10 protein-coding genes are annotated in these 16404 nt (G+C 35.4%); 9 read left to right on the top strand and 1 reads right to left on the bottom strand.

Annotated features, from left to right (window positions below):
- Window position 1: 1 nt before the first annotated feature.
- Both RTW14_RS07190 and RTW14_RS07195 read left to right on the top strand, forming a co-directional pair.
- Window positions 2–865 (top strand): tetratricopeptide repeat protein, encoded by an 864-nt coding sequence (locus RTW14_RS07190; RefSeq protein ID WP_312649028.1) that lies wholly within the window; start codon window positions 2–4, stop codon window positions 863–865.
- Window positions 862–1806, top strand: coding sequence for a DUF4037 domain-containing protein (locus RTW14_RS07195; RefSeq protein ID WP_312649029.1), 945 nt, complete (start codon window positions 862–864; stop codon window positions 1804–1806). The genes RTW14_RS07190 and RTW14_RS07195 overlap by 4 nt, the downstream gene beginning before the upstream one ends.
- Window positions 1807–1877: 71 nt before the next feature.
- Here RTW14_RS07195 and RTW14_RS07200 read toward each other — a convergent pair whose 3' ends face one another.
- A complete protein-coding gene (locus RTW14_RS07200) occupies window positions 1878–5198 on the bottom strand; it encodes a transglycosylase domain-containing protein (protein ID WP_312649030.1) in 3321 nt (1106 codons plus the stop codon).
- A gap of 200 nt (window positions 5199–5398) precedes the next feature.
- On the opposite strand from RTW14_RS07200, the gene RTW14_RS07205 reads away from it, so the two are divergent.
- From RTW14_RS07205 to RTW14_RS07235, 7 genes are all read left to right on the top strand, one after another.
- Window positions 5399–5830, top strand: coding sequence for a HutP family protein (locus RTW14_RS07205; protein WP_312649031.1), 432 nt, complete (start codon window positions 5399–5401; stop codon window positions 5828–5830).
- An 83-nt stretch (window positions 5831–5913) separates the two neighbouring features.
- Entirely contained in the window at window positions 5914–8313 is a 2400-nt protein-coding gene (locus RTW14_RS07210; RefSeq protein WP_312649032.1) for a DNA internalization-related competence protein ComEC/Rec2, read from the top strand.
- 93 nt (window positions 8314–8406) lie between these two features.
- Entirely contained in the window at window positions 8407–9465 is a 1059-nt protein-coding gene (gene holA / locus RTW14_RS07215) for a DNA polymerase III subunit delta (RefSeq protein WP_312649033.1), read from the top strand.
- Between the two features lie 14 nt (window positions 9466–9479).
- Window positions 9480–10403, top strand: coding sequence for a DMT family transporter (locus RTW14_RS07220; RefSeq protein ID WP_312649034.1), 924 nt, complete (start codon window positions 9480–9482; stop codon window positions 10401–10403).
- An 88-nt stretch (window positions 10404–10491) separates the two neighbouring features.
- A complete protein-coding gene (gene nuoE / locus RTW14_RS07225; protein WP_312649035.1) occupies window positions 10492–11004 on the top strand; it encodes an NADH-quinone oxidoreductase subunit NuoE in 513 nt (170 codons plus the stop codon).
- 12 nt (window positions 11005–11016) lie between these two features.
- A complete protein-coding gene (locus tag RTW14_RS07230; protein WP_312649036.1) occupies window positions 11017–12765 on the top strand; it encodes an NADH-quinone oxidoreductase subunit NuoF in 1749 nt (582 codons plus the stop codon).
- Between the two features lie 17 nt (window positions 12766–12782).
- Window positions 12783–16292, top strand: coding sequence for an FAD-dependent oxidoreductase (locus tag RTW14_RS07235; RefSeq protein ID WP_312649037.1), 3510 nt, complete (start codon window positions 12783–12785; stop codon window positions 16290–16292).
- Window positions 16293–16404 lie beyond the last annotated feature (112 nt).

The raw sequence follows: 16404 nt of genomic DNA on the forward strand, positions 1-16404 counted from the left end.
TATGGATTTAAAAATATTTTTTAAAGAATTAGATTTAATTTTTAAAACAGGAGATATAAAAAAAGCTGAGGAGCTTGTTTTAGAATGGATGGAGAAAGCTCAAAAAGAGGGTAATATTCCGGCTATACTTGCTATAGCAAATGAATTAGGTGGAATATACAGAGTAACAAGTAGATTTGAGGAGGGAAGGAATGCCTACTCCATAGCAATTCATGCAATTAAACTGTTGAAATTAGAAAATACAGAACAGCATGGAACAACCCTTTTAAATCTGGCTAGTGTTTATGCAGCCTCTAAAAATAATATGGAAGCTTTAAAACTATATGAACAGGCAGCTGAAATATTTGAAGAAGCTGGATTAAGTAATGATTATAGATTGGCAGCATTATATAACAATATAAGTCATGTATATGATGAATTAAAAGAATTAGACAAAGCACAGTTAAATGCAGAAAAATCTTTAAGAATAATAGAAATTTTACCTGAATTTCCCATTGAGAAGGCTACTACATATACATCTTTAGCATGTATATATTTGAAGCAAAAAAGGTATGATGAAGCAGAACGAAATTTATTTACTGCACAACAGATTTTCAAAAATCAACATGGAAATATGAATCCACATTATGCAGCCACGTTAAGTGCTATGGGTGAATTATATTATTACACCGGTAATTATACATTATCTATTAGATATTTTGAACAAGCTTTGGAAATGATTAGAAATAACTATGGGGAAAATATATCTTATGCATCAACTTGCAGGAATCTTGCGCAGGTTTATGAAGTTGTAGGTGATCCGTCAAAAAGAAATGAATATGAAGCTATAGCAACAGCACTTGAAGAAAGGATTAGTAAAATATGAGGATGACTGGACTTGAACTATCAAAGGCTTACTATGAGGCTTATGGTAGAAGTATGATACACAACCAATTCCCGGAATATGAGAAATGTACTGCTGTTGGGCTTGTGGGTGAAGGCTCTGAATGTTTAGGTTTTGATGATGATTTCTCAGAAGATCATGATTTTGGACCAGGATTCTGTATTTGGCTTCCAGAAGAAGTATTTAAGGCTATTGGTCCTCAAATGCAGCACGCATATGAAAATCTGCCGAAGGCTTTTGAAGACAAATATCGATTGGAAACTATGGAGGGGAAAGGTAGAATTGGTGTCTTTAATATAAATGAGTTTTATAAAAAATATATTGGCTGCTCAGGAACTCCTAAAAATAATGTGGAATGGATGTTTATTCCTGAAAATAGTTTATGTACGGTGTCAAATGGAAAAGTCTTTGCAGATTCTTTAGGGGAATTTACTTCTATTAGAAATGAATTACTGAAATTTTACCCAAAGGATATTTTTCTGAAGAAAATCGTTGCCAGAATGGCGGTTATGTCTCAAGCGGGTCAATATAATTATGAGCGCTGTATGAAAAGAGGAGAGTTTGCGGCTGCTTATCTGGCATGTAGTGAATTTATACAGGCAGCAGTTTCAGCAGTTTACCTGTTAAACAGAAAGTACATGCCGTTCTATAAATGGATGTTCAGAGGGATGAATAACCTAGTTATTTTAGGAGAAGTAAAAGTTCTATTAGAGAAGCTGGTACTTCTTTCAGATACCACTGAAAATACCATAAAAAAAGTAAATCTAATAGAAGATGTATGTATTAAAATCAGAGAAGAATTAAATCGACAAGAAATTATTGGAGGTATAGATAATTTCCTTCAAAATCATTGTTATGAGGTTATGAATTCAATTTCTGATGCCCAGATTCGAAATTTACCCATTATTTATGATTGTAAATAATGACAAGTTACTTAGTAGAAATATAGAAAAAAACCGACTCTTAAGAGTCGGTTTTTTCTATATTTTGCATATTAAATTTTAAGCCAATCTGGAATTGTACTATTACCATTTTCATCTGTATTATTATTTTCTCCATTGCCTGGAGAAGTACCATTAGCAGGTGGAGTAGTATTATTACTTCCGTTGTTAGCATTATTTCCGTTAGTGCTATCACCAGGGGTTTCAGTTCCAGTGTCATCAGGGGGTGACTGAACACCATTGAAGTTATAATTCGTTTTTCCACTGGAACTTACTGGGTACTTTCCAGGGTCCGGATTATGAATAGGACAATAACTATGCGGTACTTCATAACCTATATCAGCCACAGAGTGGCTTACTGTATAAGGCCGTTTTACGCCCAATACCTTTCTAGTTGAAGGACAAGATGGTGTTGCCAGATATCCTGTTTCTGAACATACGGTCACATAGCTATGAACATTATCTGTAGTCTTTGGTTCTGTGCCTTTGATAAAATACTCTGAGTGGACAGTCCCTCTAGGATCCAAAGAGCTTAGTGAAGAAGGTAACTTACCACTTTTTGTATCAATAGTAACGCTGATAACATTACTTGGTTTGGAATGATAATTTTCCGTTGGAATCTTTGCACATACCTTACCCATGATATTGCTCCAAAGCCTTGCAGCAGCAGCACTGCCTTGACTTAGTTCAATATTAACATCGTTTCCAATCCAAACTGCAGCAGAATACTGAGGTGTAAAACCAACAAACCAAGCATCATAATTATCAGTGGTAGTACCTGTTTTACCAGCAGCAGGCTGCTTTGAAATAGCGGCTTTAGAACCTATTCCATGTGTTACGACACTTCTAAGCATATCTCTCATGATAAAGGCTACCCCTGAATCCATTACCTGTGTAGTTTGCGGAGAATTTTCTACTAGAACTTCACCGCGGTTATTTGTAACTTTTGTAAAGGCCATTGGTTCTGAATATTTTCCATCGTTTACAAAAGTGCTGTAGGCTGCAGACATTTCGAGAGGTGAAATACCTTTCGTCATACCACCAAGAGCAAGTGCAGCAGCATTTAAATCATTGGCCTCACCAGAAGATTCCACAATAGTGGAAACTCCTACTTTTTTCAAGAAAGATAAACTTTTCTGAACACCTAACTGTTGAAAAATTCTTACGGCATTTACGTTTACAGATTGTTGTAAAGATTCTCTCATGGTATATAATCCTCTATAACCTGAATACCAGTTTTTAGGCCACTGTTTTCCTTGTATGATAAGCGGTGTATCGTCAATAACGCTGGCAGCAGTAAAGTAGTCACCAAATAATTTTGAGACACCTGAACTGTCACTAAACTTCATGGAAGTTCCACTATTGACAGCATCAGCAGAAGCCTGAAGAGCAGGGCCATAGACAGAAATAGGTTTAATAGAAGAACCTGGTTGTCTAGGTTTTATGGCTCTGTTGAATAACAGTCTTCCTACCGTGTTTCGTCCACCAACCATAGCTTTAATGGAACCGGTAGATGGGTCTGAAATGACCATAGCGGATTGTGGCTGAACAACTTTTTGCTTCATAGTATAGTAATCACTTGATATAGCTAAACCCTTTGAAGTGGATTTAAATACTTTAGGCATTTCAGTAAACAGATTACTAGCTATAACTAAATTACCATCGTCGTCTCGCGTCTTATATTTAGCAGGAATAGCTATGATACTTCCATCAATACTGTAAAATATACCATCTTCTTGGGTATAGGTATCATTAAACTGTAAGTTGCAATCAATTTTTTCTTGTACTTCTACATTATATATTTTTAAACGTTTACCCTTATATATTGTAAGAGAATTATCCGAATTTTTTTTGTATTCATCTGAATTAAGTATGAAGTCGCCGTCTGGCTGAAAATAAGTTTTGTAGTTATACAGCATAATACTTCCTGAATCACTTACAATGTTTCCGTTTTTCTTATCTTTTTTTAAGTTGGCTACGCTTGGGAAGTTTTTATTATTTGAAAATTCTTTTTCTGCAATATGCTGCATATCAGAGTTCAATGTTGTTTGAATCTTCAATCCCCCAGTATAAATCATTCTGTTAGCTCGCTCTTCTGACATTCCTTCTTCCATTAATGCGTTAGTTACCTGTTCAACCACATAATCCGCAAAGTATGAAGAAATTTCAGACGTAGAACCAGAGCTTGGTTTCAAATGATCTTTTAGATTGGTTGCTAAAGCATCAGAACGTTCTGAATCGGTAATAAATCCTTGTTCATTCATAAATTTTAAACAATTTTCTCTTCTGCTGTCAGATATATCGTTGTACACATAATAAAAGTCATTGCCCTTTAACAGAATATCACTATTATTAGGATTGGTAATATTCTCAGGGTATATTTTCTTAATTAGCGCATAAGAATCTGGAGCTTGTGGGAGCGATGCCAACGAAGCACATTCTAGTAAATCCAAATCACTAACATCTTTTGAAAAGTATGCTTGAGAAGCAGCCTGTACACCATAGGAATTATAACCCAGATAAATTGTGTTAAGGTATGCTTCAATAATTTCTTCTTTTGTTAAATGTTTTTCTAACAAAATAGTATAATATGCCTCTTTAATTTTTCGTGTTAAAGAGCGTTCTGATTTTGTTTCAGATAAGTACAAATTTCTGGCAAGCTGTTGTGTAATGGTACTGGTTCCGCTAATTTTACCTGTAGTAAAACTATCCTTAACAGCTCCAAGTATACGTACAAAATTAAAACCATGGTGATCCCAAAAGGTCTTATCTTCAAGCGCCACAAATGCATCCACTAAGTTTTGAGGGAGTTCGTTGTATTCTACATTTGTTCTAGTACCTTCGGCAGAGAATGAAGTTAAGTTATCAATTACATTGCCTTGATCATCATAAAGGGTTGAACTTTCACTTAAAAGGGAATAGATGTTGTTAGGATCAATATCTGGTGCTTTTATAACTACCGAAATGATTAAGCCAAATAAAACCAGACCTCCCAACAAACCTAATCCTGTCAAAAACAAAATAAATTTTTTAAGGTTCAGCCTATGTTTATGCTTTTTTCCCTTTTTTTCTGTATTTTTTTCCATAATATTTTCCTCGTTATCACGAACCATTGAGTCTGAACGCTTAAATGAAAACTCCTTTTTTGCTTTAGTTTTTTTCTCGTTAAGCCGATCCATTCGAGTTTTTCGTCTAGCCTCAATTTCCGCTTTTTCTTCTTGTTGTTGTTGTTCCATTTCGTTAAATCTTGAAAGAAAATCTTCAACATTTGTAGAATTATCATTCGTTTTTTCTTCAAATTGGTTAAAGAATTCATCTATTTTTCTTAATTTATCTTCATTGGTTTCATTTTTATTTTTAAATTCGTCTGACAAAATATCACCTGCCTTATTATACAAAAACTCTATTATATTATAGCATAGATAGAATAAAAGGCAAAAGAATTTATAAATCCAAGTAAATTCTTAATAAATTGTTTATAATTTATTATTGACATTTTTAACGTTTTTGCTGACATTATTATATATTTATGGCAAAATAACATAATAGAGATTAACTTAAGGAGGACAGCAAAATGTATGATAGTATAGACGTGGCAAGAGCAGCTATAGCATTAGCTATTACACCAAATAGATCAGAAGAAGAAAAAATGATTGAGGAACTTGCACAGAAAAATATTAAAGCAGCTGCGGTGGACATTGGTGGTGATATTATAAATGCTACTCATATTGTCATAGAGAGATCAATATTTATAGCCAGAAAAGCAGGTATAATAAAAGAAGAACATGTGCAGGATGGTGCTGTTGCAGGAGCTGCCCGGGAAGCCCAGACACAAATTATTGCTAAAGCGGTAGGACTCAATGGTGGTGGCAAAATAGCCATATGCAGAAGTGACGAACATGTTACGGTCTGCATCTTTATGAGTATAGGCATGATGTATTTAAATGAAGTGGTAGTGGGACTTGGACATAGAACAATTCCAGCCATAGGTCATACAGAAAAATAAAAGTAACCCATTGATTAAATGTAAAAATATGGTAAAATAGTTTAGGGATTATAAATAATGGCTTTTACTTGGGGGTTTTTACTTTGAGAAGGCCAGCTGTTTTTGTTTGCGGTGCCTACATATTAGGTATGGCAATAGAATTGTTTCTAAAAATAGATCAGATTATCATTTTAATCATTGCTCTTTGTATCATAATCGCAATGATAGTTAGTATGCATTTTTACAAAACTCGCAGACTTAGATGGAATAAGAAACATCTATGTCTGTTTTTTATTGCTTTTATAGTAGGAATATTTGGAGCCATGCAATATAGTTATCAGTCAAACAAAATAGGGGTTTTGGAAAAAAATCAAGGGGAGTATTTAAGAATTCAAGGAAAAGTAATTTCCGCAGTAGAGAAGGATGAAGAAAATCATAAGATAATAGTTGTAGTGAAGAACCTTGAAGGTTTTGGAAACTTACCTAGTAAAGAAAAAATCCTAGTCAATATTTATGGACTATGCCCTGAATATTATAAACTGCAGGGAAACATTATACAAACAATAGGATTTATAGAATTACCGACGGCAAGGAGAAATCCTAAAACGTTTGATTATAAGATGTATTTAAAGACAAAAGGAATATCAACGATTATGTCTGTGACGGCTGAAAATATTCAAGTGTCTGGTGAAATAAATGATCGTTATCTTAACTATTTATCTGAAATGAAGTACATCTTTAAGTGCAATATATACCTTTTATTTGATGAACAACTAGCGGGTCTGTTAATGGGTATGATTTTTGGAGATAATAGCGGCTTATCAGAAGAACTTTATGAATCCTTTCAAAAAAACGGCATATGCCATGTACTGGCAGTGAGTGGACTTCATATAGGAGCATTATATGTCTGCGTTAATGCTATTTTAGGAGGAAGGAAAAAAATAAAGTTTTATATAATAAGTGTAATCATATTATTTTTTTATGCTTCTTTAGCTAACTTTTCCCCTTCAGTTATAAGAGCAGTATTGATGATTACTTTACATATATTTTCAAAATATATGAATTGCAGATATGATATGTTTACATCAGGTGCCATAACTATGTCGGTAATGTTATGCTTTAATCCTATGTCTCTTATAAATTTAGGATTTCAATTATCCTTTTTAGCTATATTTACATTGGCAGTTATACTGCCTGCTGCGCAAAGAATATGTGATAAAAGTATAACGCCCATTCTTGTTATTCAGGCGGGTATGGCACCTATTTCAGCATTTGCATTTAATTACTTCTCATTTAGTGCTTTTTTGGCAAATATTCCAGTAATTTTTATAGCCGGACTGTTAATTCCATTGGGTATGTTATTATTACTTTTTTCAACTATTGCTGCAAGCTTGCCAGATTTGGGCATGGTCACAGCTACTCTGAATTGTGGTTTTCAAATTACTGGAATATTAGTAGAATTTTTTTCAAAACTGTTACTTTTTATAAATAATCTGGCTTTTATAGATAATCTTTCATATAAGTATGTAATAAGCCCTCCACTATGGACTGTACTTCTTTATTATTGTATTTTATTTTTTTTATCATCAGAATCCTTTAGAATTATGTGGCAGAGAAAGCATTACAAACAAATTTTTAGGTTTGGGATAACAATAATATGTGTAACTTTTATCTTGGGCAATTCCCTTAAAGATGGATTTGAACATGTTCAACTTACTTTCGTTGATGTTGGACAAGGTGATTGTTTATTAATAAAGACACCTGAGGGAAAGAATGTATTAATAGATAGCGGGGGCAGCAGCCAGTATGATGTAGGTAAAAAATTATTGCTTCCATTTCTTTTGAAGAATGGGGTTCAAAAAATTGATATGGCTATTATCACCCATTTGCATACTGATCATGTGGGAGGACTTTGTTCATTATCCAAAGAACTGCCTGTAAAAAAGGTGGGAATATATGAGGGGAATTCGTTGATTTCAGATAAGGTAGAGGAACGAATAGGAGTGTCAGCAGAACATTTCGTTTATTTAACAAAAGGACAAAGCGTGAAAATAGGAAAAGATTTAGAAATAGAGGTACTATATCCAAATAAAAAATCCGCTGAAGAGTATAACCTGATTATGGAGAATGAAAAGGATGAAAATGCCACATGTCTGGTTATGAAAATAATGTTTAAAGGAGTTTCTGTAATCATGACAGGTGATATAGATACAAATGGTGAAATGAATATTTTAGCGGATAATTCAGATAAATGCTTGAATACTGACATTTTGAAGGTTGCGCATCATGGTAGTAAATATGGAAGCTCACAGGCATTTTTAGAGGCAGTGAAACCTAAGATAGCGGTTGTTCAAGTAGGAAAGAACACCTATGGACATCCCGATAAGAAAACTTTGGAAAGAATAGAAAATGCAGGCGCTTTTGTTTATAGAAATGATATTCAGGGTGCAGTAGGAGTAGAGATTAAGAAAGATGGAAAGGTTAAAATACACACTATGATTTAATGCTTAAAAGTGATATAATGATATATTAAGAATTGAGCGAATGCAAGCTAAGAGCGCCTCGCAGAGGATTTTTTTATTTTGGGAGATATGATAATGACGTATCAGTATAAGCAGACAGAAAAAGAACATGCTTTTCAAACGATAGCTAAAGACTTAAAGGCAGATAAAATAGGGCCGGTTGCTGCACTTTTTGGACGAGAGCAATATCTTGTAAATTGGTCGTGTGAGCAAATTGTTGATAAATATATTAATCCTGCATGCAAGGAATTGGATCTATCCGTGCTTGAGGGGGAAAAAATAACTATAGATGCCATAAAAGAAGCTTGTGAAACTTTTACAATGATGTCTGAAAAAAGGATAGTGATTGTAAGAGATTTTACATTGCTTGAAGGAACAAAGATGAAGGGCTTTTCAGAAAATCAGGAGAGTGAACTGGCTGATTATATGAAACATGTACCAGAAGGGTGTATACTAATTATTACTGCAAATAATGCAGACAAAAGAAAAAGACTTTTTAAGTCCATAAATGAGAATGGACAGGCATATGATTTTGAGGCTTTAAATGAAAAAGCTTTAAAATCATTTGTAGAAAAAAGATTTAGGTCAGCAGGGAAAGTAACAAAACCTTCCGTTATAAATGAATTTGTACAAAGCAGTGGATATTTTCATAAAGAAGCAAATTACACATTATATAATCTTGAAAATGATATTCGTAAAATAATTGCATATAGTGAGGGTGAAGAAATATTATTGTCTGATGTGCTGGCTACAGTTTCTGGGAATCTTGAGACAAGTGTATTTGCCATGCTTGATGCTATAAGTATAGGAAGGAAAAACGAGGCGTATATTTTGTTGAATTCCCTGTTAAGTGCAGGTGAAAATCTGTATATGATTCTTTCACTAATTGCCTCACAATTTGAAATCATTTTAGAAGTGAAAGAAATGCTGGAAGAGGGGAAAAATCAAAAGCAAATACAAGGCATATTAAAAATTCATGAATTTAGGATAAAAAAGGCCATGTCATTTGCTGGGAGATATTCAGTGAATAACTTAAGAAAGATATTAACTAAAGTTTATGAGATAGACCGAAGTATAAAGACAGGTATACTGGAACAAAATTTAGCACTTGAACTATTTATAGCACAGATTTAGGAGGAGAAATAGAAATGTCTAAGTCCTTAAAAGCAGATTTGATGCTTATGCTGGTAACTTTATGCTGGGGTGTATCCTACATATTGATGAATGTTTGTTTAGGGGAAATAGGGCCACTTACGTTGAATGCATATCGTTTTTTAATCGCATTTTTCGCTGCACTTATATTAGCTTTTCCGAAGTTGAAAAATGTAAATAAGGCTACGCTTAGATATAGTGCAATGATTGGATTAGCTTTAGCCCTTGTTTATATAAGTGTAACTTATGGTGTTATGTATACCAGTTTATCCAATGCAGGTTTTTTATGTGCTTTAACCGTAATTATTACACCCGTATTAACGTTTTATATTAAGAAGGAAGCACCAAACAAAAAATTAATAGCTGTTCTTATTATGTGTTTAATAGGTATAGGATTAATGACTTTAAATGAGCAGCTTAAGCCAGCTTTAGGTGATGTGCTTTGTATATTGTGTGCTTTTATTTATGCGGTAGATTTAATGTTAGTAGATAAAGCCGTACATAAAGAAGAAGTTAATGCCTTTCAATTAGGAGTATATCAATTGGGATTTACAGGTTTATATATGTTTGTTTTATCTATAGTTTTAGAGACACCTGTATTACCAAGTAAGCCTAGCATATGGGCGGCCATGCTGTTTTTGGCTATCTTTTGCACTGGGGTTGCCTTTATAGTTCAGGTCATAGCTCAACAATATACATCTGCCACACACGTGGGCGTGATATTTGCTCTTGAACCTGTATTTGCAGCTATTGCCGCATTCTTTTTTGCGGGAGAAAGATTACTGCCAAGGGCATATATAGGTGCCTTGTTAATGCTGGCAGGTATTATTATATTAGAGGTCGATTTTAAAAGCATTGTAAATAAAAAAATAGCTTCAAACGATTTGAGAATTGATAATTCTGACAATTTCAAGGATTGAATTGATGTTGCTATTAGGGCTGTTTTTAAGTATAATAGACTATAACTAGTTTGTTATATTTGACAATAAAAAAGGTAGGAGGATTATTATGTGTGAAAAATGTGGTACTCAAGACCAAAACTTTACTGCCGACTTTAAGGAGCTCGCTCCAGTGTTGGAAAAGTATGGTAAGGTGCCTGGAAGCTTGATAACAATCTTGCAGAAGGCACAAGATATCTATGGATATTTATCCATAGATGCGATTAATTATATTTCACAGCAGACTGGCATAAAACCAGCCAAAATCTACGGAGTTGCAACATTCTATGCACAGTTTAGATTACAGCCTATTGGCCAATATCTAATTATGCTTTGTAAGGGGACAGCATGTCATGTAAACGGCGCAGATATTATAGAAGAGGCAATCAGTGAATATTTAGGTATTCATGATGGGGAAACAACAGAGGACGGGCTTTTTACGTTAAATAATGTAGCATGCTTAGGTTGTTGCTCGCTTGCACCTGTTATGATGATTAAGAGCGCTGAAGGGGATGAAACCTATGGCAATCTTACTAAGGACAGTGTTAAAGAAGTCCTTGCTGAAATTAAAGCAAGAGCATAGGAGGGAGTAACGATGAAGGTAATAGTTGGACAGGGGAGTTGTGGTGTAGCTACTGGAGCTAAAAAAACAGCAGATGAATTCAAAAAGCAGATTAACGCAAAGAATTTAAACGTTGAAGTAGGAATCACAGGTTGTGTTGGTACTTGTTATTTGGAACCAATTGTTGATATTTATGAGGACAATGGTGACATGACAAGATATGTTAAGGTTCAGCCTGAAATTGTTGCTGAAATTGTAGAAAAGCATTTGGTTGGAGGAACACCGGTTGTAGAATATTCAATTTCAGATATTAACAAGCAATTTATTGATAAGCAGAAAAGAGTAGTTCTTAGAAACTGTGGTTTAATCGATCCTGAAAATATTGAAGAATATCTTGAAGTTGCTGGATATGAGGCAACAAAAAAGGTTGTTACTTCCATGACACCAGAAGAAGTCATTGAAGAAATTAAAATTTCAGGTCTTCGAGGCAGAGGCGGTGCTGGATTTCCTACATGGTTTAAGTGGAATGCAGCAAAAGGCAATCCGGGGAAAAACAAATACATTGTCTGTAATGCTGATGAAGGTGACCCAGGTGCATTTATGGATAGATCTGTTCTGGAAGGGGACCCTCATTCACTAATTGAAGGTATGATTATTGGTGGATTTGCTATGGGTGCTACAGAAGGTATCATCTATTGTCGTGCAGAATATCCACTTGCTATACATAGACTGGAGATTGCTATGTCCCAGGCTAGAGAAAAAGGGTACTTAGGAAAAAATATTTTGGGAACTGGGTATGACTTTGATTTAAGAATTAAGGCTGGTGCTGGTGCTTTCGTATGTGGAGAAGAGACTGCATTAATTGCTTCTCTTGAAGGAGAAAGGGGTATGCCTAGACTTAAGCCGCCTTTCCCAGCACAAAAGGGATACTGGCAGCAGCCTACAAATATTAATAATGTAGAGACTTTTGCAAACGTTGCATGGATTATCGTAAATGGTGGAGCTGCTTTTGGTGCTATGGGTACTGAGCAGAGTAAAGGAACCAAGGTTTTTGCATTAGCAGGGAAGATTAAAAAAGGCGGACTTGTAGAAGTTCCTATGGGGCTTCCTCTTAAGGACGTTATCTATGGAATCGGAGAAGGAATAAAACAGGATAAGAAGTTTAAGGCTGTTCAGATGGGGGGACCATCAGGTGGATGTATTCCAGCAGAATTAATAGATACTCCTGTAACTTATGAAGATATTAATAAGACTGGAGCAATTGTTGGCTCAGGTGGTATGATTGTAATGGATGAAGATACTTGCATGGTTGATATGGCTAGATATTTTCTGGACTTTACAAGAAAAGAATCCTGTGGTAAGTGTAACTATTGCCGTGTAGGGACTAAGAGAATGCTTGAAATTCTGGAAAGAATTACAAGAGGAGAAGGTAAGGACGGAGATATCGAACTTCTGGAAGAATTAGCATATAAAATCAAGGATGGTTCTATGTGTGGACTTGGTCAGACTGCTCCAAATCCAGTTCTTACTACGATTAAGTATTTTAGAAATGAATATGAAGATCATATTTACAACAAGAAGTGTACAGCTAAATCATGTAAGCCATTACTAACATTTACGATTACTGATGCTTGCAAGGGATGTACTTTATGCTCAAAGAAATGTCCTGTGGAGGCTATTTCTGGCGAAGTAAAGGGCAAACATGTTATTGATCAGGATAAATGTATTAAATGCGGAAAGTGCCTAGAAACTTGTAAGTTTGGTGCTATAGAGAAAAACTAAGGGAGGGGGAGAAAGATATGAAAAAGTTTAGACTAAACATTGACGGGAAAGAAGTTTATGCAGTTCCTGGACAGACTATTTTGGAAGTTGCAAAAGAAAATGATATTTTTATTCCAACTCTATGTTTTGACGAAAGAACTGAAATTTATGGTTCATGTGGAATCTGTGTTTGTGAGGTTGAAGGGAATCCTAAGCTTGTAAAGGCTTGCGCTACTGAAATTGCTCCAAATATGGTTATAAAAACAAATACGGAAAGAGTATTAGAATCAAGAAAAACAAATCTTGAATTACTGATTTCAAATCATGTAGGAGACTGCAGACCTCCTTGTGCACTGGCCTGTCCTGCAGGCACAGATTGTCAGGGATATGTTGGGCTGATTGCCAATGGTGAGTTTGAGGCAGCTATTGAATTAATTAAGAAAAATATACCACTTCCTGGTGCTATCGGCAGAGTCTGCCCTCATCCATGTGAAGATAAGTGTAGAAGAAAACTGATTGATGGACCAGAAAACGCTATTTCCATTCAGTGGCTAAAGCGATTTGCAGCGGATCAGGATATGGCTTCTGAAGATCCCTTTATGCCAGATATTGCACCTGAAACAGGGAAAAGTGTAGCTGTTATTGGTGGTGGTCCTATGGGGTTGTCAGCAGCTTACTTCTTAAGACAACAGGGGCATGATGTCACAATTTACGAAGCAATGCCTAAGTTAGGTGGTATGCTTCGTTATGGTATCCCTGAATACAGGCTTCCTAAAGAAGTGTTGGATGAAGAAATTTTTATGATTGAAAAAATGGGTGTAGAACTGGTTCCTAACACTAAAGTTGGTGTGGACATTCCATTTGAAACGATCAGAACGGATTATGATGCAGTGCTCCTTGGCATAGGTGCTTGGGTTTCAACCGGTGTTGGATGTGAAGGCGAAGATTTACCAGGTGTTATTGGTGGTATTGATTTCTTAAGAAAAGTGGTTAGAAACGAAGAAATCAAGCTTGGTGATAGTGTAGCAATCGTTGGTGGTGGTAATACTGCTATGGATGCATGCAGAACTGCAGTAAGGCTTGGTGCAAAGAAGGTTTATAACATTTATAGAAGAACAAAAGATGAAATGCCTGCTGACAGGATTGAAATTATTGAAGGGGAAGAAGAAGGCGTCATCTTTAAGAACTTAACAAATCCGATTGAATTTGTAGCGGGAGAAGATGGGAGAGTGAAACAGGTTATCCTTCAGGTGATGGAACTTGGAGAACCCGATGCATCGGGAAGAAGAGCACCAAAACCAGTGGAAGGAAAAACTGAAACTCTGGATATCGATACGGCTATTCTTGCGATTGGCCAGGCTGTAGATGCAGCTCAATTTAATGTTGATAAGACCAGAAAGAAGGCCATCGCTTATGATAAAGATACTTTCATGACAAGTATGGAAGGTGTATTTGCTGGTGGTGACTGTGGTAATGATAAGATTTCAATTGCGATTGAGGCTATTGCAGATGCAAGAAAGGCATCCGCAATAATAGATGCTTATTTAAATGGCGAAGAAGTTAAATATGAAAAACCTTTTGCTGTTGAAAGAGACGATATTGATGAAAAGACTTTTGAAGATAGAGAAAGACTTTGCAGGCCAACTATGGATCAGCTTGAAGCAGATGAAAGAAAAGACAACTTTACAGAGGTTGTGTTTGGATATGATGAAGATCAGGCAATTGCCGATGCTTCAAGATGCCTTGAATGTGGATGCCATGATTATTTTGAGTGTAAGCTGATAGACTTCGCTAATGAGTATAATGTACATCCTGAAAGATTTGCAGGAGATAAGAATAAAATTGAATTTGAGGATAATCACCCATTCATTTTAAGAGATCCAAATAAATGTATACTTTGTGGGCTTTGTGTAAGAGTCTGCGATGAAATAATGGGTATTGGTGCTTTAGGTCTTGTTCATAGAGGATTTGACACAGTTGTTAAGCCAACCCTTGAAAAACCACTTGTTGAATCTGGTTGTGTATCTTGTGGTCAGTGCGTAAGCGTTTGCCCAACAGGAGCATTGCAGGAAAGAACGACTATGACAAAAGCTGTACCTCTTAATACTGAATGTACAGAATCAACTTGTGCATATTGTTCAGTTGGATGCACTTTAGATATTGAAACCTATGGTGATTTACTTGTTAAAGCAAATCCAAATACTGAGGGCATCGTTAATGAAGGACTTGCTTGCGGTAAGGGTAAATGGGGCTTTGACTGCACAATGCTAGAAGATAAGCTTCTTGAACCAATGATTAAAGATGGTGAAGGATTTGTTGAAACAGATTACCATGAGGCTATGGTTCTTATTGCAAAGAAGACTGAGGCTATCGCTGCAAGATATGGCAAAGATGCAGTTGCAGTTGCTATTTCTGACAGATACACAAATGAAGAAGCTTATGCAATTAAGAAGATGGCTAAAGTTATGGGAGCTAGAACTCTTTGCTTTAATAACAGAATCAGTGGTATTGCACCAGTGATTGGACATGATGCTTCTCCAAACACAATCAATGAATTACTTTCAACCGATGTAATTCTAGTAGTTGGTTTTGATACTGTTCTTAATCCAGTTATCCAGCTGAAGATTAAACAAGCGGCTAAAAATGGGGCTAAGGTTGTTTTAATTAATCCTGTAGAATATAAGCAGCATGGATTTGATTTTGCTGAAAAGGTTATTTATACAGAAAATAACACAGATATGCTGAAAGGCATAGCAAAGGCACTGCTTGATATGGGGAAAACTTCAAAGATTGAAGGATTTGATTCATTTGCAGAAGACTTAAAGAATACACAGGTTTCAGAAGAGGCAGCACAGGTTGCTGAACTTTACGGAAAAGCAAAGAAGGCTATGATTGTGTTCCAGCAGAATTTTGTTTCAACTGAAGCAGCTACTTTAATAGGAGATATTGCTCTTCTATCAGGACATATTGGAACGCCTAGAGATGGTATACTTCAGGTTAAAGCAAAGAACAATTCACAGGGTATTATTGACCTTGGCATTAAAGCTGGAGTTGAAGCTCTTGAAGGTGTTAAGGCACTATTAATCTTTGGAGAAGATCCAGATGTAGATTTAAGTGGTCTTGAATTCTTAATGGTAAGCGATATTTATATGACTGCTACTGCTGCTAAGGCGGATGTAATCATTCCTGGTACAGGATTTACAAGCGTTGATGGAACTTTCACGAATACTGAAAGAAGATTAATGCCAGTAGAAGCAACTATTTTTGAAGGTGTTGATTTGACTAACTGGGAAATTGCCGCTGAAATCGCACATGTATATGAAGTTGAATTTGGGTTTGATGATACTTTTGATATTTCGCTTGAGATGGAAGATATTCTTCCAAGATATAAGTATTCTGAAGTAGGAGAAATTCTTGGTGGAACGTTAGAGCCAGTTGATCCTAAATTTGTACTAGTTCATGATGCTGCATTTGTAGAACCATTAAGATGCACAGATGATTTAATGAACATTATTGCGGCTAGATTACCAAAGCCAGCAAATAATTAATTTGATAGTTTGATAGATTGTAAAGGTTTATTGAATTGAATAGAAAGGGACTTTCTCAGTGAGAAAGTCCCTTTTTTTAACATTAATCTTCAAATATCTCACTACTGTGATA

The organism is Aminipila sp. (assembly GCF_032051575.1).
In the GTDB taxonomy this organism is placed as follows: domain Bacteria; phylum Bacillota; class Clostridia; order Peptostreptococcales; family Anaerovoracaceae; genus Aminipila.

Bases quoted from the DNA above. Each gene is read 5' to 3' on its own strand.
- RTW14_RS07205 (WP_312649031.1), top strand. From the start codon at position 5,399: ATGTATGATAGTATAGACGTGGCAAGAGCAGCTATAGCATTAGCTATT.
- holA (WP_312649033.1), top strand. From the start codon at position 8,407: ATGACGTATCAGTATAAGCAGACAGAAAAAGAACATGCTTTTCAAACG.
- RTW14_RS07230 (WP_312649036.1), top strand. From the start codon at position 11,017: ATGAAGGTAATAGTTGGACAGGGGAGTTGTGGTGTAGCTACTGGAGCT.
- nuoE (WP_312649035.1), top strand. From the start codon at position 10,492: ATGTGTGAAAAATGTGGTACTCAAGACCAAAACTTTACTGCCGACTTT.
- RTW14_RS07235 (WP_312649037.1), top strand. From the start codon at position 12,783: ATGAAAAAGTTTAGACTAAACATTGACGGGAAAGAAGTTTATGCAGTT.
- RTW14_RS07220 (WP_312649034.1), top strand. From the start codon at position 9,480: ATGTCTAAGTCCTTAAAAGCAGATTTGATGCTTATGCTGGTAACTTTA.
- RTW14_RS07195 (WP_312649029.1), top strand. From the start codon at position 862: ATGAGGATGACTGGACTTGAACTATCAAAGGCTTACTATGAGGCTTAT.
- RTW14_RS07190 (WP_312649028.1), top strand. From the start codon at position 2: ATGGATTTAAAAATATTTTTTAAAGAATTAGATTTAATTTTTAAAACA.